Origin of the sequence: Clostridium sp. AF37-5 (assembly GCF_003477605.1) — a bacterium.
GTDB lineage: Bacteria > Bacillota > Clostridia > Lachnospirales > Lachnospiraceae > Eubacterium_F.
The window spans coordinates 33,867-53,739 of record NZ_QUDR01000008.1 but is presented as its reverse complement, the minus strand read 5'-3'; the positions used below and the strand labels follow the sequence as shown (position 1 = coordinate 53,739).

The window sequence follows — 19,873 nt, the reverse complement described above, 5'->3', positions numbered from 1 at the left end:
TATCATGAAACCGGGGGTAATTATTATGATTAATTTCTAGCAATACACATTTTTTACAACAGATTTTTGCGAAGTTCTGCTCCATCTTTGGCACTTAAATAAGCCGGAGCAATATCGAATACTGTCTTGCATCCGTTCTGTCCTTCTTTGTACAGACGATATGCTGCCCGCGCATAAGCCACGATAACGCAGGAAGTAAATTCCGGATTTGAATCAAGTTTCAAGCTATATTCAATTACATGACTGTTTTCCTGATTCCAGCCTGTTTTTCCGGAACGAATTACAAATCCTCCATGTGGAATACCACTGTGGTTTGCTTTCAATTCTTCCTCACTGATAAAATGAACCGTCGTGTCATAATCTGAGAAATAATTCGGCATATTTTTAATAGTTTCCTCTACCTTTGCAGCATCCGCACCATCCTCTAATACAACAAAACACTCTCTGGTATGTTTCTGTCTGGTTGTAAGTTCCGGATTTTCACCATTTCTCACAGCCTCCAATGCAGCCTCTACCGGAATTGTATACTGTTTGCCGTCTTTTACACCTTCCACACGGCGGATGGCATCCGAATGTCCCTGACTAACTCCTTTGCCCCAGAATGTGTAATCACGTCCCTCCGGCAAAATGGCATTGGCATACATACGATTCAAAGAAAACATTCCCGGATCCCAGCCCACGGAAATAATACCAACATGTCCGCTTTCTTTTGCAGACTTATCAACATTTTCAAAATGCTCTGGGATTCTTGCGTGTGTATCAAAACTGTCTACGACATTAAACATCTTTGCATATTTTGGTGTCTGCTCCGGCAAATCCGTAGCACTTCCGCCGCAGAGAATCATAACATCAATCTTATCCTTCCACTGCTCTACATCATCAACAGAACAAACGGCTGCTCCCTCTGTCAAAATGGATACTGTCTCCGGCGCACGTCTCGTAAATACCGCAGCAAGCTCCATATCCGGATTCTGCTTAATTGCACATTCCACGCCTCGTCCAAGGTTACCATATCCTAAAATACCAATTTTCATGTTTCTTAGTCCTCCTATTCCGTAATCAAATTACAAATCTATTTTACTTTTTTCACAAAAAAGCGTCAACCGGAAAATTAGAGGTAAAAAAATAATTTACCTTCTGTCGTCCGTGCACATATGCTTTACAAAGCCGCATGGCTGTTTTAATTCCGTCCGGAAAAATTCAGGATAAATTTTCTCATCACCATCCATTGTCAGCCACACCAATCGCTCTTTGTGATTGCTCCCCGTAAAACTCTCGCAAACCGGCGAAAAATCTTCTGGCATTTTCATATAAAAATAGAACGAAATTTCATAAACTACTTGATTCTCTCTGCCCGGCTCGTCCAGATAAAAATAATTTTCATGAACAAATCCCAACCTGTCAATTTCCATCTGTGTCCCTGTTTCCTCAAGCACTTCCCGCACAATTGCCTCTTGCGCTGTCTCTCCAAATTTTACGCGGCCGCCAACGGAATATAGAAAAGGATCTTTGTCATTTTCCATCATTAGAAATTCATTTCCTCTGCAAATAATTGCGCCAACTCGAATGTTAAGTAAACCATCATCAATTGGTACTGTACAATCTGAACCCATTTTGTCCTCCTTTATTTTTTAGATTAGTATAGCACAAAAAGGTTGCCTTGTTAACTTTAACGTAATTCTCTCATAAATTACTCATTGACAATTACTTTTTCATGTGATATATTTCTAACAAAGAGAGAAATATATCACATGGAGGTACACTTATGAACAATAACATTTTAACCATTAAAAAAAACATAACACTTCGCTATACAGTTACTGGCTGCGCGTGGCTATTGTATGGTATTTTAGCTTTAATACCAAATACTATAAGTAAAATTATATCCATAGTATCACTGCTAATTGCCGTTATTTCATCTATATTAGTTTTCATTAAAAAAACAGAAAACGATGATGAAATGTCTCGATTTCATTTTTCAAGAGCCTGCGAAATCTCAATACTTATAACACTAATCGTAGTATTATTAAGTGATATGATCTGCTCAATCATTACTGTATTTCATAGCAATTTTGTGCTATCTTATCAAACTATGACCCCCTTCCTTTTAGCTACTATACAAATATGTATTGGAGCATTCTTTTATTATTTTGAAAAAGAAGGTGATTAAATGTCCGTACTAAAAACAACATTACGTGATTTAAGAAAAAGCAAAGGACTTCAGCAAGCAGATTTAGCTGCACTTGTCGGTGTACGGCGCGAAACAATTGGAAATCTAGAAAATGGAAAATACAATCCATCACTAAAATTAGCTATGGATATCGCAAAGGTATTTAACAAGACCGTTGAAGAAATCTTTTTCTTTGAAGATGACAAAGAATAATACAAGCCGTTCAGCTACTAAAAAAATGACCGCCTCATAGCGGTCATTTTCTCAAAATTTCGCACTTTTTTATTCCTCTTCTGCCTCTTCATCCTCCGGCACTTCATTGTTGCTTGCAAGGATGCTGACAATCGGTGCATCAAGGTCGGTCTGCAAATCAATCTTATCATTCTTTGCAATGTCAAGGTCTGCTACTTTCAATGTATCACCCAGTCTCAGAGCAGCACAGTCTATCTCAACCTTTTCAACCAATTCCTCCGGCGTTGCCTTATAAGCAATCTCTTCCAGAAGCTGTTCGAGTACACCTTCGGTTACTTTCTCTTTATTCAAAAGAATCACTTCCGCAACGGAATGTACTTTCTCACCTTTTACTAATGCCTGGAAATCCATCTCAAGAATCTGATGATCCATCGGACGGTAATCCATCTCTTTGATTAACACATCATATGTTTTCCCGTCTAACTCAAGGTAGAGCTGGCTTCCTTTCATGCACTCTCTTTCGATTCTCTCTGCCTCCTGCTTTTCAATCTGCAGTGGAATCGAACCCTCGATTTCTTTGCCAAAAAGGTTACCTGTAACATAGCCTTCTCTTCTCAGCTTTTTAGCCTTAGTTTCCATGTTTCTTCTTTGTACTTTTAAAGTAGTCATTTGTCTTTTCCTCCATTCATACAAATTGATAACATAGGGAAGTTTGCGGAATGTCGATATTAAATTGGCGTTTCGTTTCTCTTGTTATAATTGTTTTTTAGTTACAACTCTGTTATAGCACCATTCACAAAATTCGTCAAGAGGGGGAAATATTTTTTTCTATACTTCCACCTTATTTTGATCAAGAATCTTCTTGATATCACAAAATGTCTTTTCCCTTATATTCAACTCCTCCGCATATTTTTCAAAATCAGAAACAACTAAACTAATTTGGGAAATGATATCCTTACACTTTTTCTTTTTAAGCCCCATATTCTCACCAGCCATCAGCAAATCAGTAAGATTTATATTGCTCTTTTTCCCATTAATCGTCATCTGGTGTGCACTTAACCACTTATTGGTAACATCATAAGAATAAGTTACATCATATGCTGGTGACAGCCTCCATTCTCCACTTCGATTCATTAGGAATGATATATTTTTTACATGATCATCTTGATTAACCGCTACACAGTTAAATACCATTCTACTATAAAATTGCTCAATATCTTTCATTGGTAAATAGATTTCCCGCATATACCCTGCTGCCATTTCATAACTACATAATCTTGGCTCTTTATAACTAATATGTGCCATCGCCCCAAGCGACTGCATATGCACTTTTTTTCCATGAATACGGTCAAATCTCTTTGTCATAAAATGGTTTTCTCCGGCATTTGAATATATTCTGCAATCACTCATCAAAATTCCGGCATCCAATGCCATTTTATAATATGCATATTCGATTAACGTGTACTCCGGCACATCCTCCAATCCATGATCACCATTCTTTGCCACATTATCGAACTTCATCAGCCAATAATCATAATTCTCATCAAGATTGAGCTGTCCGGAACGAATCTCATTTGTTTTTTCATTCCATGCTATTAATGCCTTCGCTCGTGCACCACCAGCAGAACTTCCCACCTGTACCAATTGTGAATATGTTAATTTTTCCTGTGCATTTAACGTAATTAATTTTCTCTGATTTAGCACATCAGATGCAAATTTAACCATTTCAGATACATTAATATTCTCATCAATGTCACTCATTTCCGAACTTGCAGGTACATACTCAAGAGCTCCCATTCCTCTCTTTCCCGTATAACACAATCTATCAATTGCTGTAAAATCTTTTATTGATTTTCCCTGTGAAATAAGCCATTGTTCTATTACCTTATTTCCAAATGTATCTGGTAAGGAATCTACAACTAATCCCGGCATACCAAAAAAAGGTTCTCCTGAAAGAAGAGGAAACTCATAAACAATGTTGCTAAGTGGCATTCTTATCGGTGAAATTTCTATTCCGCTTTTCAAAAACTCACTATCATATTCAAATGATGCATACGGTTTATCTAAATCCTGATGAATTATCCCAACTCTGGTTCCCCATAAATATACTTCTGCTGTTGTATTCATTATTTCTCATCTCCCCATTTAAAATTATCATTAGAACGCTCTTTTTTGCGAACTCGCTGCTTTGGCTTCCGGCTATCTTCTAAGTAAAAAGATGGTCGTTTTGTCTGGTCAGGTATTAACAAATCAAGATTGGCATCCAGATTAAGCGCCGTTAAAATTTTTATTAAACTCTCAAGTTGAACCGATGCTCCCTGCTCTAATCTGGATATGCTGCGAACGGACACTCCCGATTCATTCTCTAAATCTTTCTGTGAAATTCCAGCATTAACACGATATTGCTTTATTCTATCACCAATTAGTTTTTGGTATTCTTTATAATTTAATCGACTCATTTTAACACGCCACCTTTGTCTTGTTATACAGTCATATTATACTAAAATGTCAAATTTGTCTAGTTAAATTCATTTTATTTTTTAACTAAAAAAATCGGCAGCCTACTGCCGCCGATAATATTTTATCCCATCTTCCGGTCGAAAATACGTCCGCAAATACCCCTGTGGCGAAACCACAACAAAATCGTTGGTCTCTTCCAGATAATATACATCATCTCCATCTTCCTGCGTTTTATGCAGTGCTTCCTCATTTAAAATCACCGCATTGGCAGCCGCCAGATACTCCTCTGCCGACGCGAATCCCATTGCTTTGCCATGTTTTTCATAATGCTCCTTTAACTTTTCATCACTTTGAAAAAGGACTGCTTTTTGTATGCTCGAATTCGGATTCTCTGTAACCTGCGTTAACTTAGTTTGTTTCGGCGTACTGCTTTCCGGCTTCCGCACAAACGAAATATAAACAAACGTAAGCGCAATCAAAAGAATCAAAGTCGTAACCGGCACCTGCCTCAAAGCATTTTTCCGGCGTTTTCTTCTTTCTTTCCCTCTCGGAACAACCGCTTCATTTTTCTCAATACGGTTTCTCTTCCGACATTCCTTGCAACGCTTTGGAAGAGAAAGATTTTTCTCTTCATAAAAATCTTTCTCCGCCTCAGATAATTCAAATTTTTTTCCACACTGAACACAGGTATACCACATGTTCCTCATTTCCTTTCCATCGGATTCGTTGCAAAAACCTAGAATTTATTAATTTCTTCCGATTCATCATCGTTTTTGCGAATCCCGCGAATCGTCACATAATAGCTGACTTTATCGTTCACTTTCACTAGAACGCGCTCGCCCACGCGGTGTTTCAAAAGCGCTTTCCCCATCGGCGAATCAATGCTTATCATCTGATTCAGTGCATCACTTCGGACTGTTGTAACAATTTTATATTCCTCTTCCATGCCATCATCTTCAAAATGCACCGTCACCAAATCATTCAGCCCGACTTCATCCTCACCGGATTCATCCTCGACAATCTGCGCCGTCTTAATCATCCGCTCCAAATAGCGGATGCGGCTCTCATTTTCATTCTTAAACTTTTTTGCCGCCTTGTATTCAAAATTTTCGCTCAGGTCGCCATGCGCCCTCGCCTCTTTGACATCTTCCAATGCTTCTTTGCGCACCACCAACTTGCGGTGTTCGACTTCCTGCTCCATTTTCTCAATGTCTTTTTTCGTCAATTTATCATACATCGAAAAAGCCTCCCTTTTTTAGACCTGCAGTTTCTGGAGAAATGCTTTTGTTCTCTCATTTTTCGGATTGTCAATTACTTCTTCCGGACGGCCCTCTTCTACTACTTTACCGCCATCCATGAAAATCACACGGTCGGAAACCGCTCTTGCAAAATCAATCTCATGCGTAACAATAACCATCGTCATTTTCTCTGCAGCAAGTCCTTTTAATACACGTAAAATCTCTGCGGTAATCTCCGGGTCAAGTGCACTTGTCGGCTCATCAAAATACAGCATTTTCGGACGCAGTGCAAGTGCTCTTGCAATCGCAACACGCTGTTTTTGTCCGCCCGACAGCTCACACGGATACGCATCTTCTTTTCCTTCCAGTCCCATTTTCGCAAGCAGCGCACGTGCCTCTTTCTCCACTTCCTGTTTCGGACGCTTCTGATTTTTCACCGGCGCATCCATTACATTTTTCAATACGGAAAAATGCGGGAACAAATTAAAGTCCTGAAAAACCAGGCCAAAGTTTGACTGTGCCTCCAAAATCTTTGCGCGCTCCGGTTTTTTGGCATTTCCTGCGGTATCATTTTCCACATAAACTTTCCCGCCGTACGCAATGCTTCCGGAATCAATCTGCTCTAAAAATGTTGCGCAGCGAAGTAATGTCGATTTACCGGAACCGGACGGACCAAGAATCGAAACAACTTCTCCCTCTTCTACCGCAAGGCTGATATCCTGCAGCACTTCCAAATCTTCACCAAAACTCTTTTTAATATTCTTTATTTCCAAAATACTCATGCCGTAGCTCCTTTCCCTTAGCGGTAATAATCCAGTTTCTTCTCAATAGCTTCCATCACAAAGGCAACCACAAAGTTAAATATATAATAGAATAAACCGGCAATAAACAGTGGCATAAGCGAAGCCTGTGCCGATGCAATCTGTTTTGCCATTGTAAACATTTCCGTGTAAGCAATGGCAAATGCCAAAGAAGTATCTTTAACCAGCGTAATCACTTCATTTGTTACCGGCGGCATGACGCGTTTGACCATCTGTGGGAAAATAATACGGAAAAACGTCTGGCGTCTGCCGTATCCCATGACCTGTGCCGCTTCGCGCTGTCCCTGCGGAATACTCTGAATACCGGAACGGTAAATCTCTGCGAAATACGCCGCATAATTCAGGGAAAATCCAATAATAACCGCATACAAACGATACATGTAAGGTGTTGAAATTCCGAACACATAGTACGGAGCAAAGAACACAACCAAAAGCTGTAACATCAACGGCGTACCACGCATAATCGAAATGTAAATTTTTGCAATCCACCGAAGCAGAGCAAACCGTGACATTCTCACTGCCGCAATCAAAAGTCCAAGAGGAAGCGAGAATAATAACGTAAATACAAAGATGGACAGCGTTGCTAACATACCACTGCCTAACTGCTTCATAATAAACCAGATACCACCCTTATTTGCTTTTACGCCATCCGATTTTTCTGTCGTCTTATCATTCTTTTTCTGTATTTTTGAAAAATCAACATACGGAACTTTTCCGCCATCTATGTATGTCGTATCCTTTTCCGAGAGACACGCACTATCCTTGAGCCCCCACTTGTTTACAATCTGCTCAAATGTTCCATCCGCTAACATCGTGAGCAAAGTCTTCTGCACTTCATCGCGAAGTTTCGTATTTCCTTTTTTGAAGCCAATTCCATATTCTTCGGAAGAAAGACGCTCATCTAACATACGGAAATTATCGCCTTTAGCGGACATCTGATAAGAAGCAACGCCGATATCCATCGCAATCGCATCTACCATACCACTTTCCAGATTCATAAATGCAGAATTGTAATCGGCTACCTGCTGTAAATCTTTCAATGAAGCCGCTAACTTTTTATTTTCTTTTGTCGCATCATCTCCGGTCAGAGCAGCGAGCGCTGACGAATCACTCTGAACAATCAACCGCTTACCCTTCAAATCGGATAACTTATGAACATTTGAATCCTTTTTTACGATGACAACCTGCGAGTTATCCACATAGGCTGTTGACCACGTGTAATTATCCTCACGTCCATTCATCGTAAATCCATTCCAGATACACGAAATCGCGCCTGTCGCAAGTTCCGAATCCTTGGAATCCCAGGCAATCGGGCGTTTTACTAATTTCCAGCCATTTCTCTTGCAGACCTCTGCCGCTAAGTCTAAATCAAACCCGACATACTCTCCATTATCATCCATATATCCATATGGTGGAAATTCGGCGTCAAACCCAACTATAAACTGTTTCTGCTCCGCTGCCTTTCCCATCGGTGCCACCGCCATCATCGCCACAACGCCAATGATAAGAACCGCAAACCATGCAGCAAACCACGCACTTCTCTTCTTCATGAAAATCCTCCTTCTGTTGTGTTTCAAAGTAATAGTTTTATTCTACCATGAAGTGGTGGTCGTAACAAGTAAGGAATCTCTTTTTTTCAGTTTCTGCGCCGTCTGCCGCTACAGCAATCTCCTCTCCACATACAGATTTCCATTTTTTCTTGCATCCATATACCATTTCACAAGAGAAATTTCATCTCCCTCCAATTCAAGACACGTAATCTGATAAGGATGCACACAGCTTCCCGAATTGATATAGAAGGAATCCGGATACTGGTTCATCGGACGGTGCGTGTGTCCGGTAATCAACGTCTTTCCCCGCTGCGCTGCCCACTCCGAGAGCCGCCGCTCCGTACGCTGTTTAGCCGAATAATTCTTTGCCGCACTTGTGGGATCCAAAACACCAATTTGCTCTAACGGTTTCCACACATAGCGCACAAGGAAACGATTTACCTGCCACAACGTTGAATTCATCAAAGAAGCCTGATGCCCATGCGTCATGTAAAAATCCGTATTTTTTTCATAATTTCTTAAAATTAAGCCCGAATAAAATGAAACATTAGGAAAAAGAGGCTCGTGGCACTGCTTTGTCACACTGTAAAATAACTGGCACTTCTTATTACAAAACGAGGCATTCTTTTTCACCATATCATGATTACCGTATACCATATATAATCGGTCATCCCGGTAAAATAACGCAAGCTGCTCAAATGCCCGGTTGTGCACTTCCAAAATCTGCTCCATTTTGCGGTTTTCCCACAATTCGTCGCCATCCCCCAGTTCCACATACGTGTACTGCATCCGGTTATAGTGCCGCAGAGCCGCCAAATACAAATGCTCATTTTTTATAAAGTTGTCATTATTATTCCCACTGCCCCGGTGGCAGTCACTAAACACCACATACTTGTGATTGTCATCCAGAGGCAGAACGGGAACATTTTCAAATGCCTGATCCAATCGTTTCTGATAACTCATCGACATCTCCTTACTTTTTTTAACTGCTTGGAAAAATGACGTAACAAATGCCGTAAAAATCTTGGCAGATAAAAATATAAATACAAAATCCGGTCTAAATTCGTGCACACACACCTTGTAAGAAAACGGAACAAACGGCAGTACACACGATTTTTAAACTGCATTACACTTCTTATAAACCTCTGCCATAAAGTGAAATGTCTACTCCCTTCCGGCACATGAAAGAAAATCGAACGGCAGGACCAGAAAATATCCGTTTCTTTTATCCCACCCTCAATCAGTGCTTCGCATAGTTTTCTTCCAAACTCATAATTTCGGAAATGAACCGATACATCCATGGATAACTCCTGTGGTCTCGAAAAATTTCCGGGGTCAAATACCGTAAGCCACCAGTGCCTTTTATCCAGACTGGTAATCCGCTTGCCGTCTTTCCACAGCGTAACAGACATATCCAGCCAGTCTGACTCACCCACCGCATGGAAAAGTGTTTTCTTATAATCACTCTTTTTCACAATTCCATCTGCATAGTAAAGTCCAATTTCGCATCCGGTACAAATTCCATACTGCCCTTTCCAAATCTGGACTAACCAGGTCCTTCCCTCATAATCAAAATATATTGGATAGGAATCAAATACCATGGACAAATACGGTGCCGCACGATTATAAGCATCCAGATACCCGAACGCCTTCTGCCAGGCATCCGTCCGGCTGCTTATCACATCCCACCGGCTCTCATAATAAAAACCAAGCGGTCCAAGCAGCGAATTCAGCAGATTTTCCTTTTCACATGGATTCATGCACGCAAGCCGGCAGAGAATTTTTTTCTTCTTCCTGCGAGAAAACAAAATCACAAACACAAAACTAATAAGAACCAAAATTCCAAACAAAAAATACATCGTATAACCTCAACTCTTTTGTTAGTTACTATCAATATATGTTAAAATGTCGAAAAATGTCACCTCCACCTCCAAAAAAGCTGTAAGTTTTGATTATTTGAAGGGCAGGGAGGCGGTGAAAATTTATTTAGGTTCCAGTAATTTAGCAAGAAAAGATTTGTGATGTCGTGGGTTTTGAGTACGTCGGTATGAGGTGCTTGTATATGCGTCAGCATAAGCACCCATACCGCTACGCACTCAACGAGCGAAAGCGCCCACGACACACAAACTTTTCTTGCTAAATTACGGAAACAAAAAAATATGACCGCCCCCTGCCCTCCAAACAACCAAAAATTTCCTCTTGACAACCAAAAACGATAGTGCTATATTTTCATGTAAACAAAGAACAAATGCTATGAACAGAACAAAACATCATAAACTTCATGCATTTCAGAGAGCCGTCGGCTGGTGCGAGACGGTATGCAATTTATGTTGTTATCCTCTGCGAGCAGTATACCGAAAACTTTTAAAGCGAGTAAGTATCACCGGTTTTCCCGTTATCGAAAATCTTATTGCTGATAGTGATATCAAAGATAGGACTAAGCGGTCGCCGCAGGCGGCAAACAAAGTGGTATCGCGGAAGTTTCAGACTTTCGTCTTTCGATGTATGAAAAGTACATTAGAGGACGGGGTCTTTTTTTATTGCCGCTTCCGTATCATACAATATAGCTCTTTGGAGCAGAGAGAATGGAGGAATTCTTATGAATGGATTAGTAATTGTATTAATTGGTATTGTGGCACTAGGTGCCGGTTATCTTCTGTATGGCCGATGGCTCGCCAAAAAATGGGGGCTTGATCCAAAAGCAAAAACACCGGCCTACACCAAAGAAGACGGACAGGATTATGTGCCATCTTCCAAGTTCACCGTATTTTCGCACCAGTTTTCATCGATTGCAGGTGCCGGCCCTGTCACGGGTCCAATCCTTGCTTCCGTATTCGGCTGGGTACCGGTTCTTCTGTGGCTGATTGTCGGCGGTTTGTTCTTCGGTGCCGTACAGGACTTTGGTGCTCTTTACGCATCGGTTAAGAATGAAGGAAAATCGATGGGTATGATTATTGAAAAATACATAGGTAAAACCGGTAGAAAATTGTTCATGCTGTTTTGCTGGTTATTTACTTTATTAGTAATTGCCGCTTTCACCGACATGGTTGCCGGAACATTCGTTGGCAAGGGAGAAGGTATCACCAGTACTGCAAAAGCATACGCGGATTCTGCTGCCGCTTCCATTTCCATGTTGTTCATCGTTGTTGCCATCGTCTTTGGAATCATTCAGAAAAGCGTTGGCAAAATGAATGAGATTGTAAAAGCACTCGTTGCTATTGGTTTACTTGTTGTTATGTTTGCCGTTGGTATGCATTTTCCGATTTACGCAAGCAAAGATGCCTGGATTTACATCGTTATGGCTTATCTGTTTTTGGCTTCCGTACTTCCGATGTGGCTTCTCATGCAGCCGAGAGATTATATGACAACATTCATGCTTTTAGGTATGATTGTTGGTGCAGTTGCCGGAGTCATTGTTGCTCATCCGGCTATGAAGTTAAATGCCTTTAATGGTTTCTCCATAACAGGAGCAACCGGCACAAGCACTTTGTTCCCGACGCTTTTCGTAACCATTGCCTGCGGTGCCGTTTCCGGTTTCCACAGTCTGGTATCATCCGGAACTTCTTCAAAAACCGTCAGCAATGAAAAAGATATGCCAATGATCGGCTATGGTGCCATGGTTGTAGAATCTCTTCTTGGTATCGTTGCCCTCGTCGTTGTCGGTGCTGTTGCCGTAAATGGTTCCGCACCGGAAGGTACACCATTTGCCATCTTCTCAACCGGTGTTGCCGGATTCCTTGAGAAATTCGGTGTTCCGGTACACGTTGCTACCGTATTTATGACAATGTGTGTTTCCGCTCTGGCACTTACTTCCCTCGACTCCGTTGCTCGAATCGGAAGAATGTCATTCCAGGAATTATTCTACTTAGATACTACAGACCCATCCGAGATGAAACCTTGGCGCAGACTTTTAACAAACAAATATTTTGCCACTGTTATCACACTGTTCTTCGGTTACCTTCTGACACTGGGTGGTTATAACAATGTATGGCCACTGTTCGGTTCTGCAAACCAGCTGCTTGCCGCACTTGTACTGATTGCACTGGCTGTATTCTTGAAAACAACCGGACGTACCGGATGGACATTGTACGCACCAATGTTTATCATGCTTGCCGTAACCTTTACCGCTTTGGTTCAGAAAACAATTGCTCTTGTGCAGAACACATTGGCAGGCAATGCAACCTTCTTAGTGGATGGACTTCAGTTCATCGTTGCCATTCTTCTGATGGTACTTGGTGTTCTGGTTGCATTTAGTTGTCTGAAAAAACTTTTTGGTCGTGAGAAAAAAGTAGAAGCATAATTATAGAAATATAACCCCTTCTCTTTCTTGAATTTAAGAGAAGGGGTTTTTCTGTTTTGTCCCTAATATTATATTACAAAGAAAATAATTATGATAACAATACTCATAACAGTTAATGTAACAAATGCACTTTTTATCTTATTTGATATAAACAAAAAGAATCCACTATAAGCCAGCATTATTATCAAACGAATAACATATCCAAAAACCAACCATAGCCAAATTGGCATTTCCATACCACTTTGTATTCCCATGCAGCCTACTGGTTCAGTAATACCCACAAGACCGTATAAACGGTAAAATGTAATAAACTGCGGCAAATAAATAATCCCAAATGAAATTATAGTAATGAATACAGAAACCAGTATTTTTTTGTGTGCCATCTTTTTTCTTCCCAGTAAAGTTGCCTGCAACAACATTTTTTGCCCAGTTTCATAATCCTGTGTAAATACACTGCATAATGAAAATGTCAAAAGCAGCAATCCAAGAGTCATTAAAATGCCGTTTTCCTTGGACAAATCCATTAGTTTTACATATCCACCCTCATAGACATATGCAGGCAGATTATGTTTATTTATATAATTATTTCGTTCAACAACTTTTTCAAAACCATGTACCGGTCGAAGGTCTTCACTAAGAATCATTAGATCTTCCACCTTATCTTCTTCCATAAATTTTTGCTGTTTCTTTTTTAATGACTGAAAACGCCTATTTTCCTTCTGTATAAAATTTGTCTTTTCAATCGTTTTCTCTCCTTCTAACTGCTTCATATAAGTATAATAATAATATTCATCTTCATCATCAAATATCAAATGTGATTGATACGACAAAAAACATGAAACAATCAAAAAAAAGAAAAGAATCATGCCAACACGTCCACCTTTTCTAACTTTATAAAGTTCATATCGAAACAATGAATCATGGCCTTTTAAGAATCGTTTTTCATTTTTCTTAAATACGAAATTAAACAACCCGCTTTTTCGACTTTCTTCTTTCATCTTTGAAAATCCAATCATTCCGCAAATCATACATATAAGCAAAAGAAGGAAATATACTGCCATAACAACAACCGGATAGGAAACCGGCTCACCCAAAATATTTATGTTTACATATTTTCCGATTATATCTCCTGCATTTAAACAATAAGCCGGATCAATATACTTTAACCAATTCAAATTAGAATTCATTGGTATTTGTACATAAATCAAAACACATCCTATAATACAAAAGAAAAAAATCATTATTGAAATCAATGCTCTTTTTCCTAATATGCATATACAATCAATAAAAATAGCCAAAGCAGTCATGATAAATATTAAAATAATCATGCTTAGAATCAAAAACTGACCGACTGACAATTCACTTCCACACGAACGATATGCCAGAACAGATTGAATGCTTCGACTCAAATCTCCGATTCCATAACGCTCCCTTAAAATAACATAATTACATCCATAAAAAATTAAAGCTGCAACTACTGTTCCCCAAATATGAGCTGCCAGTTTGGCAAAAAAGAGTTTTCTTTTTCCAAATCGTGTAACATATAAAAGTTTTGCAATCCCTGTTTCATTCTCCCTGACAAATAATAAGTATCCTAAATACAAAACAAAAAACAATACGACAATTCCTGTCATCGTCGAAAACATCTTTTCGATTCCTAAGGAAGGCTCTGCAACTACTTTAACCATTTTCATTTTTTTAAAGTGAGCTGCTGTTTTTTCAATATTTTTTTCAGCAAAGCCCCCCTCAGTAAACGTTGAAAACAAAGTTATCTTTTTTGCATTTTCCTGTATTCTTTGCCGGTAATCGTTATAAGTACTAACTGCTTCCAATTCTTTTGCAAATCTTACATATAACTTTTCTTTGTCGGTCATTTCATTTTGCTTATATTTTTCTGCTTTGTCTTTTGAACTTGCAATTTCGTCTTGTAGATTTTTTTCTTCAGATAGAAATTGCTGCCAAACTTTTTTATATTGACTAGAAGAAAAATCTTCCGTATTTTCAAAACATAATATTCCACAATTTATCAAAATACAGAACAACAATACACCCCACATATATGGGCTTTTTACTATTTTGCTAATCTCATTCCGAATCATCTAACTACTCCTTATAAAAATGATATAAATATACATCATCTAATGTAGGCCAAACTGTGGTTTCTTCATCGCTTTTTGAATCCAAATAACGTACAACAACCTGATTTCCTTCTTCTCGAATTCCTGCAACCAGATATTTATCCTGAATCTCTTTAAGCTGCTCTACTGTCACTTTCTTTTCATACACAATACCATACAATTCCTTTTCCAGAGATTCCGGATTACCGCTTCCAATAATTTCCCCATGTTTTAAAAGCAAAATTTCTTTTGAAATGTATTCCACATCGGATACGATATGCGTAGCTATCAAAACAATTTTTCCAAGTGCCATTTCCGAAATAAGGTTACGAATTCGAATCCTTTCTTTCGGATCAAGTCCGGCTGTTGGCTCATCCATGAAAACCACCTTTGGATCTCCTAAAAAAGCTTGTGCAATCAAAAGTCTCTGTTTCATTCCTCCTGAATATGTTTTGATTTTTTGTTTTCCCATCACTTCCATGTTAACACACTTTAAAAGTTCCGGAATTTGTTTTCTTGCCACCTCCTTTTTTACACCCTTTAATGTTGCCATATACATCATAAACTTATAGCCGGTAAAATACGGAAACATATTTTGGTTTTGTGGCACATACCCAATCTTACCAACATACTCATTAATGTTGTCATAAATAGACATTTCATCACATAAAATCTGCCCTTTTGTTGGCTTTAAGCTGGCGGTTAAAAGCTTCATCCATGTAGATTTTCCAGCCCCATTGGGTCCTAGAAGTCCATAAACTCCCGGCGTAAAAGAATAGTTTATTTTACGAATTGCACAAAAATCTCCATACGATTTTTTTAGATTCTCACATTTCAAAATCATGCGCTTACTTCCTTTCAAATAATTCTTTCTTTTGGTCTTTAAAAAGAGAATCTCCATATACAACATGAAGAACATTCTTTTTATCATAATATTCGGCAAAATCTCCAAATGTATTGGTAAAAGAAGCAATGCCCTCAAGTTCTTCCCATGCACTGTCTTTCAGATAATAAAATTTTTCTTTTTCCATATCTCCCCTGATTAAATGATTTTTATATGTATAATACAACACATCCGTTTTGTCCGGCTTATATATTTTTTTCTTCTTTTTACTTCCAATTGCTACTTCAAAAACTTCCATTGTTTCTTGATTATATACATATACTGCCTGGTCAATCATGCCTATTACAATACAGCCTTCTAAATCTTTTTCGCTACATACCTGCGACTGTTTTCCTGTTTTTATATTATACTCATATACTTTTGAATACTCCTTCGCAGTACTGTAATCCTTATCTTTCTTTCCAAGTTTTCGATAAGTGGATACATAATACAATTTTTCGCCGCTTTTTTCTAATAATAACAAGCCATGGAACTTTTCTTTGTTTATATCGGAAATTTCTTTTGTTTCACCGGATTCCAGATTGATTGCAAGAAGGACACTATAGTTGCTATTGGAACCGGCACCACCAATATTATCCTCTTTAACAATAGGTATCTCTGCCTCTGCATAAGCAATGCCATTTTCTACATACACGCTATTGTACACCTCCACCTGATAATCCAGGTTATATAATTTCGTTCTTCCACTACCATCTAATTTTTCCCGATAAACAACTCCCTTCGACAAATCCGCCTGTCCAAACAAATAAACATATTCTCCGGATATAACAGGAACACAATTGAAAAATAAATCCTTATTCAATGCCGCATCACAAGTAGGATCCGGGTTTGTGTTTTCGTCATAAGGTTCATGTTCACAATTTGATTTGTTACATAAAACAATACTTGATTTTTGATTTGGATCAAAAATATGCAGTAAGCCATCCTGCGTTGTAAAAACACTTGCCAGACAGGAAACCGACTCCCCACTTGCACTATGTAAACTTTCCGTAATTTTCATTTTATTTTCTGTACTTTTTTCCGCACCACACCCGGTTATGAAACAGGCACACGCAGCTACAATTAATAACGCTTTCTTTTTCATTTCTTTCCCCGCTTCCATTTATTATATTGTTTTTGAATCTTGTTTAAAATATCCGGATACTTTTCCATTTTTAGCTTTTTTACAAACTGGTCAATCATCTTTTCCGGTTCTTCATCGCTTTCCAGCAGTTTTTGATAAAACACGTCAACCTCGTTCAATATTTTTTTGTTTTTCTCAACAACCTTCTTATTTGGAACAAAACCTGCTGCTGGCGACATACTATATTCTTTGTTTCCATCATAATAGTATTTGGCTTTGTCTTTTTCTCCATTTGCTTCATATATGCTAAACTTCGTATTTGCAAGCTTTGCGGGACAATAATCTGAAACATGTTTTTCTCCCACGACCTTTCCATTCTTTAATGAGTAATCTTTGCCCTCTTCACCAAAACAGATGAGGTTAGCCAGTTCTTTGTCTGTATTTACAAGCATTAATAAATTTTTTGATTCTTTCGGATGTTTTGTCCATGATGCAATTCCATGAACGTCATTTTCCATTTTATCTATATATCTGGATGATAACTTGCGTGAATAGACAGGAATTTTTCCTCCATCCTCTAAATATAAATAATTACCATCCATTATTTCTTTTGGCATTGTTGCAATCATTGCCATGAAATTTCCACTCAGTGCTTCTGAATAATCTTCATTCTTATCACAAGATAACAATCCCTCACGTTTCAATTGCGCCATGGAAATCCAAAATTCTCTAACATCTTTATTTTCCCAAATATTTTGAATTTTTCCCTTATCCGACATATATACTCCATCATATATGCCGATATAACCCAAATTCGTAAAACGATCGAAATAACAGTCGCCTAAATCATTCCACAAAAGATATAATGGCAGTTCTGATATATCCTTATTTTCAGTAACCCATTTACACAATTTTTTTATATCAAGCTTGTCTGCATTCATAAAATCAGGTTTACTTGCTATCTTCTCTGCATTTATTAAAAGATATGTCGAATCCGCCTGCTCTTTTTCATTGTAAATGCCATATATCTTCCCTTTGTAAGTTATCCTTTTCCATACATTTTTGCCATATTCTTTTTTTAATTTTTTCCCATTTTCGCTCTTAAGCCATTTGCTCAGAGAAAGAAGATTTCCCTGTTTTATCTGCCGGATATATGTTCCATCTTTTTCAGCGTCACCATCCCCAGTCCACATCAAATCTCCGATTCCTTGTTTTTTCGCTTTATCAATACCATTTTGATAAGATTCATACGACTCAGCATTTAACCCATAAAAAGAAAGATTATAATTATACCCCAATTCATGAATTCTTTCATTAATCGCTTTTTTTCTACTTTCACTCAAATTATCTGTCCATGTACTATCCGTCATCCAAACTAGGTTAACCGGCTTCTCTTTGTTCGAATCGTTCGCTTTTTCCTTTGTAGCAGCATTCTCTGTCACAGAAGGACTTTTATTGTCTGTTTGCTTTTTCGTACAGCCGGAAAACACACAAATGATACTTATTGCAAACATTAGATACAAAAACTTTTTACTTACCATACCTTTTCTCCTTTGATAGAATTTATATTTTTTATCATAGCCATAAGAAACTTTTTTGTTTCTTATGGCTAAACTGGATTACGCAATGTTAGTATTTAATGGTATCTTCACTTGTTATAGTTTTTTTCTTATAAATACCTGTCCATTTTGTCGTAATACTAATGGATTTTCCACTAGGGATTGTATAACTCCAATCAGCTCCTGTGGAATTTCCTGCTCCTGTAAGATCTGTTGGAGCTATTTTCACCTCACCATTCCTTTTTTTGTATTTGTAAACAGACGCAATACTCACATATGATTTCGGCTTAACCGACCCCCAAGCAGATCCTTTTGTCCTTGAAATTGAATGATCTCCACTTAAAGTAAAACCATATTTTGTCTTTGAAAAAGCAGATGCATCTGCTGCTGTTCCTATAAGTGTTACTGTCAATGCCGCTGCTGTGATTAAAGCACCCATTTTTTTAATTTTTCTCATATCCGTTCATCCTCCAATTGATTTTTTGTTTGATCTTTGATATTATTTAACTGTACTCTTATGTATGCGTTCTTTTCAATATCTCACCATTACATGAAAAGAACGCTTTTTTCAATTATTTCTCTGCACGAATATCCTCTATACATTCTCTCACCACCTTTCCCACTCAATAGCATAAGATTTTATTAATTTTATAAAACTTTATTATTATATTAATATATCTAATTATTTTTGTCAACAATATTTTTTACACCGTAATATTGAAAATTTAAACATAATATGATATTATGGATATGCAAGGTGGGTGCTATGGAGGAAAAAATGGCATACAAAAATAACCTTATTACCGGAATTACAGAATTATTGGTACTTAAAATTTTAGAGCAACAAGATAGTTATGTTTACGAAATTCAAAAAATGATTAACAATAATTCCGAACATTTACTATCTATTTCTCTTAATACCATTTACACGGTCACCTATAAATTAGAAAACGAAAATCTGATAAGTGAATACTCAAAACTTGTGGGGAAAAAAAGAACACGAGTATACTACCATCTAGAAGAAACCGGGAAAGAGTATCTCACAAAAATTACAGCTAATTATAATAACATGATTGACGGTGTAAATCACATAATTAATTTTTTGGGAGGCAATCTAAATGAGTAAATTGAAACAGCGCTACTTGAAGGAAGTAAAATCATTCTTTCCGATTATGGGAAAACCGGAACGACGGCATCTAAAAAAACTTTCGGAACAAATTAATGACTACTGCCTAGAAAAAGAAGTATTCTCGATAGATGATTTATATCAGGACTTCGGACGTCCAAGTGAAATTTCCAATACCTATTTTTCAAATATTGATATCAATGATTTTGTTAAAAGAATACAACTTTCCAAATGGTTAAAAAGAGGAATCGCCATATTTCTCTTGATTGCATTAATCGCCGTAACAGTATATAGTATCGACAGTTACTGTGCATATAAAGTTTTTGAACGCGAATCTATTTATTTCGAAGAAACTGAAATTACAGATTAAATA

Annotated in this window: 21 protein-coding genes, 1 pseudogene and 1 other annotated feature; of the genes and pseudogenes, 5 read left to right on the top strand and 17 right to left on the bottom strand. The window is 37.9% G+C overall.

Annotation, left to right across the window (positions count from 1 at the left end; all coding sequences use genetic code 11):
- Positions 1-53 precede the first annotated feature (53 nt).
- Entirely contained in the window at positions 54-1,034 is a 981-nt protein-coding gene (locus DW019_RS06985) for a diaminopimelate dehydrogenase (RefSeq protein ID WP_022377624.1), read from the bottom strand.
- A gap of 96 nt (positions 1,035-1,130) precedes the next feature.
- Positions 1,131-1,613: an NUDIX domain-containing protein gene (locus DW019_RS06980; RefSeq protein WP_022377623.1), complete on the bottom strand. Its 483-nt coding sequence runs from the start codon at positions 1,611-1,613 to the stop codon at positions 1,131-1,133.
- Positions 1,614-1,765: 152 nt separating this feature from the next.
- Between DW019_RS06980 and DW019_RS06975 the strand changes: the two genes are divergently transcribed.
- Complete coding sequence (locus tag DW019_RS06975; RefSeq protein ID WP_118442944.1) at positions 1,766-2,170, top strand: hypothetical protein; 405 nt, start codon at positions 1,766-1,768, stop codon at positions 2,168-2,170.
- Positions 2,171-2,383 (top strand): helix-turn-helix transcriptional regulator, encoded by a 213-nt coding sequence (locus DW019_RS06970; RefSeq protein ID WP_118442943.1) that lies wholly within the window; start codon positions 2,171-2,173, stop codon positions 2,381-2,383.
- Positions 2,384-2,452: 69 nt separating this feature from the next.
- Here DW019_RS06970 and DW019_RS06965 read toward each other — a convergent pair whose 3' ends face one another.
- The 10 genes and pseudogenes from DW019_RS06965 to DW019_RS06925 all read right to left on the bottom strand — a co-directional run bounded on the left by DW019_RS06965 (position 2,453) and on the right by DW019_RS06925 (position 10,290).
- Positions 2,453-3,031 carry a 50S ribosomal protein L25 gene (locus tag DW019_RS06965; protein ID WP_118442942.1) on the bottom strand — a complete coding sequence of 193 codons (579 nt, stop codon included), beginning with the start codon at positions 3,029-3,031 and terminating at the stop codon, positions 2,453-2,455.
- Positions 3,032-3,190: 159 nt separating this feature from the next.
- Positions 3,191-4,489, bottom strand: coding sequence for a type II toxin-antitoxin system HipA family toxin (locus tag DW019_RS06960; RefSeq protein WP_117477820.1), 1,299 nt, complete (start codon positions 4,487-4,489; stop codon positions 3,191-3,193).
- The gene (locus DW019_RS06955; RefSeq protein ID WP_117477819.1) at positions 4,489-4,821 is read right to left on the bottom strand and encodes a helix-turn-helix domain-containing protein; all 333 of its coding nucleotides are present in this window, start codon (positions 4,819-4,821) and stop codon (positions 4,489-4,491) included. Before DW019_RS06955 ends, DW019_RS06960 begins: the two co-directional genes overlap by 1 nt.
- Positions 4,822-4,923: 102 nt before the next feature.
- Positions 4,924-5,520, bottom strand: a complete 597-nt coding sequence (locus DW019_RS15275; RefSeq protein WP_207663923.1) for a zinc-ribbon domain containing protein — start codon at positions 5,518-5,520, stop codon at positions 4,924-4,926.
- Positions 5,521-5,558: 38 nt separating this feature from the next.
- On the bottom strand, positions 5,559-6,059 hold the full coding sequence (gene greA, locus DW019_RS06945) for a transcription elongation factor GreA (protein WP_022377609.1): 501 nt from the start codon (positions 6,057-6,059) through the stop codon (positions 5,559-5,561).
- Between the two features lie 18 nt (positions 6,060-6,077).
- Positions 6,078-6,842 (bottom strand): amino acid ABC transporter ATP-binding protein, encoded by a 765-nt coding sequence (locus DW019_RS06940; protein WP_118442941.1) that lies wholly within the window; start codon positions 6,840-6,842, stop codon positions 6,078-6,080.
- Between the two features lie 17 nt (positions 6,843-6,859).
- Positions 6,860-7,492, bottom strand: a complete 633-nt coding sequence (locus tag DW019_RS15425) for an amino acid ABC transporter permease (RefSeq protein WP_242989333.1) — start codon at positions 7,490-7,492, stop codon at positions 6,860-6,862.
- A gap of 168 nt (positions 7,493-7,660) precedes the next feature.
- A pseudogene (locus DW019_RS15420) lies at positions 7,661-8,350 on the bottom strand (amino acid ABC transporter substrate-binding protein); the annotation flags it as partial.
- Between the two features lie 189 nt (positions 8,351-8,539).
- Complete coding sequence (locus DW019_RS06930; RefSeq protein ID WP_118442940.1) at positions 8,540-9,394, bottom strand: metallophosphoesterase; 855 nt, start codon at positions 9,392-9,394, stop codon at positions 8,540-8,542.
- A complete protein-coding gene (locus tag DW019_RS06925) occupies positions 9,391-10,290 on the bottom strand; it encodes a DUF4474 domain-containing protein (RefSeq protein ID WP_118442939.1) in 900 nt (299 codons plus the stop codon). The genes DW019_RS06930 and DW019_RS06925 overlap by 4 nt, the downstream gene beginning before the upstream one ends.
- 385 nt (positions 10,291-10,675) lie before the next feature.
- Positions 10,676-10,933 (top strand) — a binding site (T-box leader).
- A 97-nt stretch (positions 10,934-11,030) separates the two neighbouring features.
- On the opposite strand from DW019_RS06925, the gene DW019_RS06920 reads away from it, so the two are divergent.
- Entirely contained in the window at positions 11,031-12,731 is a 1,701-nt protein-coding gene (locus DW019_RS06920) for a carbon starvation CstA family protein (RefSeq protein ID WP_118442938.1), read from the top strand.
- Between the two features lie 68 nt (positions 12,732-12,799).
- Here DW019_RS06920 and DW019_RS06915 read toward each other — a convergent pair whose 3' ends face one another.
- The 5 genes from DW019_RS06915 to DW019_RS06895 all read right to left on the bottom strand — a co-directional run bounded on the left by DW019_RS06915 (position 12,800) and on the right by DW019_RS06895 (position 18,831).
- On the bottom strand, positions 12,800-14,830 hold the full coding sequence (locus DW019_RS06915; RefSeq protein ID WP_118442937.1) for an ABC transporter permease subunit: 2,031 nt from the start codon (positions 14,828-14,830) through the stop codon (positions 12,800-12,802).
- A gap of 4 nt (positions 14,831-14,834) precedes the next feature.
- On the bottom strand, positions 14,835-15,692 hold the full coding sequence (locus DW019_RS06910; protein ID WP_182431060.1) for an ATP-binding cassette domain-containing protein: 858 nt from the start codon (positions 15,690-15,692) through the stop codon (positions 14,835-14,837).
- Between the two features lie 4 nt (positions 15,693-15,696).
- Positions 15,697-16,836 carry a hypothetical protein gene (locus tag DW019_RS06905; RefSeq protein WP_022377752.1) on the bottom strand — a complete coding sequence of 380 codons (1,140 nt, stop codon included), beginning with the start codon at positions 16,834-16,836 and terminating at the stop codon, positions 15,697-15,699.
- Positions 16,833-18,356, bottom strand: coding sequence for a hypothetical protein (locus DW019_RS06900; RefSeq protein ID WP_118442935.1), 1,524 nt, complete (start codon positions 18,354-18,356; stop codon positions 16,833-16,835). Before DW019_RS06900 ends, DW019_RS06905 begins: the two co-directional genes overlap by 4 nt.
- Positions 18,357-18,444: 88 nt before the next feature.
- Positions 18,445-18,831, bottom strand: a complete 387-nt coding sequence (locus DW019_RS06895) for a hypothetical protein (protein WP_118442934.1) — start codon at positions 18,829-18,831, stop codon at positions 18,445-18,447.
- Between the two features lie 309 nt (positions 18,832-19,140).
- Between DW019_RS06895 and DW019_RS06890 the strand changes: the two genes are divergently transcribed.
- Both DW019_RS06890 and DW019_RS06885 read left to right on the top strand, forming a co-directional pair.
- Positions 19,141-19,500: a PadR family transcriptional regulator gene (locus tag DW019_RS06890; protein WP_117477809.1), complete on the top strand. Its 360-nt coding sequence runs from the start codon at positions 19,141-19,143 to the stop codon at positions 19,498-19,500.
- The gene (locus tag DW019_RS06885; RefSeq protein ID WP_118442932.1) at positions 19,493-19,870 is read left to right on the top strand and encodes a DUF6120 family protein; all 378 of its coding nucleotides are present in this window, start codon (positions 19,493-19,495) and stop codon (positions 19,868-19,870) included. Before DW019_RS06890 ends, DW019_RS06885 begins: the two co-directional genes overlap by 8 nt.
- Positions 19,871-19,873 lie beyond the last annotated feature (3 nt).

Excerpts from the sequence above, each read along its gene's own strand:
- DW019_RS15275 (WP_207663923.1), bottom strand. The coding sequence starts at position 5,520 with ATGTGGTATACCTGTGTTCAGTGTGGAAAAAAATTTGAATTATCTGAG.
- greA (WP_022377609.1), bottom strand. The coding sequence starts at position 6,059 with ATGTATGATAAATTGACGAAAAAAGACATTGAGAAAATGGAGCAGGAA.
- DW019_RS06985 (WP_022377624.1), bottom strand. The coding sequence starts at position 1,034 with ATGAAAATTGGTATTTTAGGATATGGTAACCTTGGACGAGGCGTGGAA.
- DW019_RS06930 (WP_118442940.1), bottom strand. The coding sequence starts at position 9,394 with ATGAGTTATCAGAAACGATTGGATCAGGCATTTGAAAATGTTCCCGTT.
- DW019_RS06965 (WP_118442942.1), bottom strand. The coding sequence starts at position 3,031 with ATGACTACTTTAAAAGTACAAAGAAGAAACATGGAAACTAAGGCTAAA.
- DW019_RS06960 (WP_117477820.1), bottom strand. The coding sequence starts at position 4,489 with ATGAATACAACAGCAGAAGTATATTTATGGGGAACCAGAGTTGGGATA.
- DW019_RS15425 (WP_242989333.1), bottom strand. The coding sequence starts at position 7,492 with ATGAAGCAGTTAGGCAGTGGTATGTTAGCAACGCTGTCCATCTTTGTA.
- DW019_RS06900 (WP_118442935.1), bottom strand. The coding sequence starts at position 18,356 with ATGGTAAGTAAAAAGTTTTTGTATCTAATGTTTGCAATAAGTATCATT.
- DW019_RS06925 (WP_118442939.1), bottom strand. The coding sequence starts at position 10,290 with ATGTATTTTTTGTTTGGAATTTTGGTTCTTATTAGTTTTGTGTTTGTG.
- DW019_RS06920 (WP_118442938.1), top strand. The coding sequence starts at position 11,031 with ATGAATGGATTAGTAATTGTATTAATTGGTATTGTGGCACTAGGTGCC.
- DW019_RS06890 (WP_117477809.1), top strand. The coding sequence starts at position 19,141 with ATGGAGGAAAAAATGGCATACAAAAATAACCTTATTACCGGAATTACA.
- DW019_RS06975 (WP_118442944.1), top strand. The coding sequence starts at position 1,766 with ATGAACAATAACATTTTAACCATTAAAAAAAACATAACACTTCGCTAT.
- DW019_RS06910 (WP_182431060.1), bottom strand. The coding sequence starts at position 15,692 with ATGATTTTGAAATGTGAGAATCTAAAAAAATCGTATGGAGATTTTTGT.
- DW019_RS06905 (WP_022377752.1), bottom strand. The coding sequence starts at position 16,836 with ATGAAAAAGAAAGCGTTATTAATTGTAGCTGCGTGTGCCTGTTTCATA.
- DW019_RS06970 (WP_118442943.1), top strand. The coding sequence starts at position 2,171 with ATGTCCGTACTAAAAACAACATTACGTGATTTAAGAAAAAGCAAAGGA.
- DW019_RS06915 (WP_118442937.1), bottom strand. The coding sequence starts at position 14,830 with ATGATTCGGAATGAGATTAGCAAAATAGTAAAAAGCCCATATATGTGG.
- DW019_RS06885 (WP_118442932.1), top strand. The coding sequence starts at position 19,493 with ATGAGTAAATTGAAACAGCGCTACTTGAAGGAAGTAAAATCATTCTTT.
- DW019_RS06940 (WP_118442941.1), bottom strand. The coding sequence starts at position 6,842 with ATGAGTATTTTGGAAATAAAGAATATTAAAAAGAGTTTTGGTGAAGAT.
- DW019_RS06895 (WP_118442934.1), bottom strand. The coding sequence starts at position 18,831 with ATGAGAAAAATTAAAAAAATGGGTGCTTTAATCACAGCAGCGGCATTG.
- DW019_RS06980 (WP_022377623.1), bottom strand. The coding sequence starts at position 1,613 with ATGGGTTCAGATTGTACAGTACCAATTGATGATGGTTTACTTAACATT.
- DW019_RS06955 (WP_117477819.1), bottom strand. The coding sequence starts at position 4,821 with ATGAGTCGATTAAATTATAAAGAATACCAAAAACTAATTGGTGATAGA.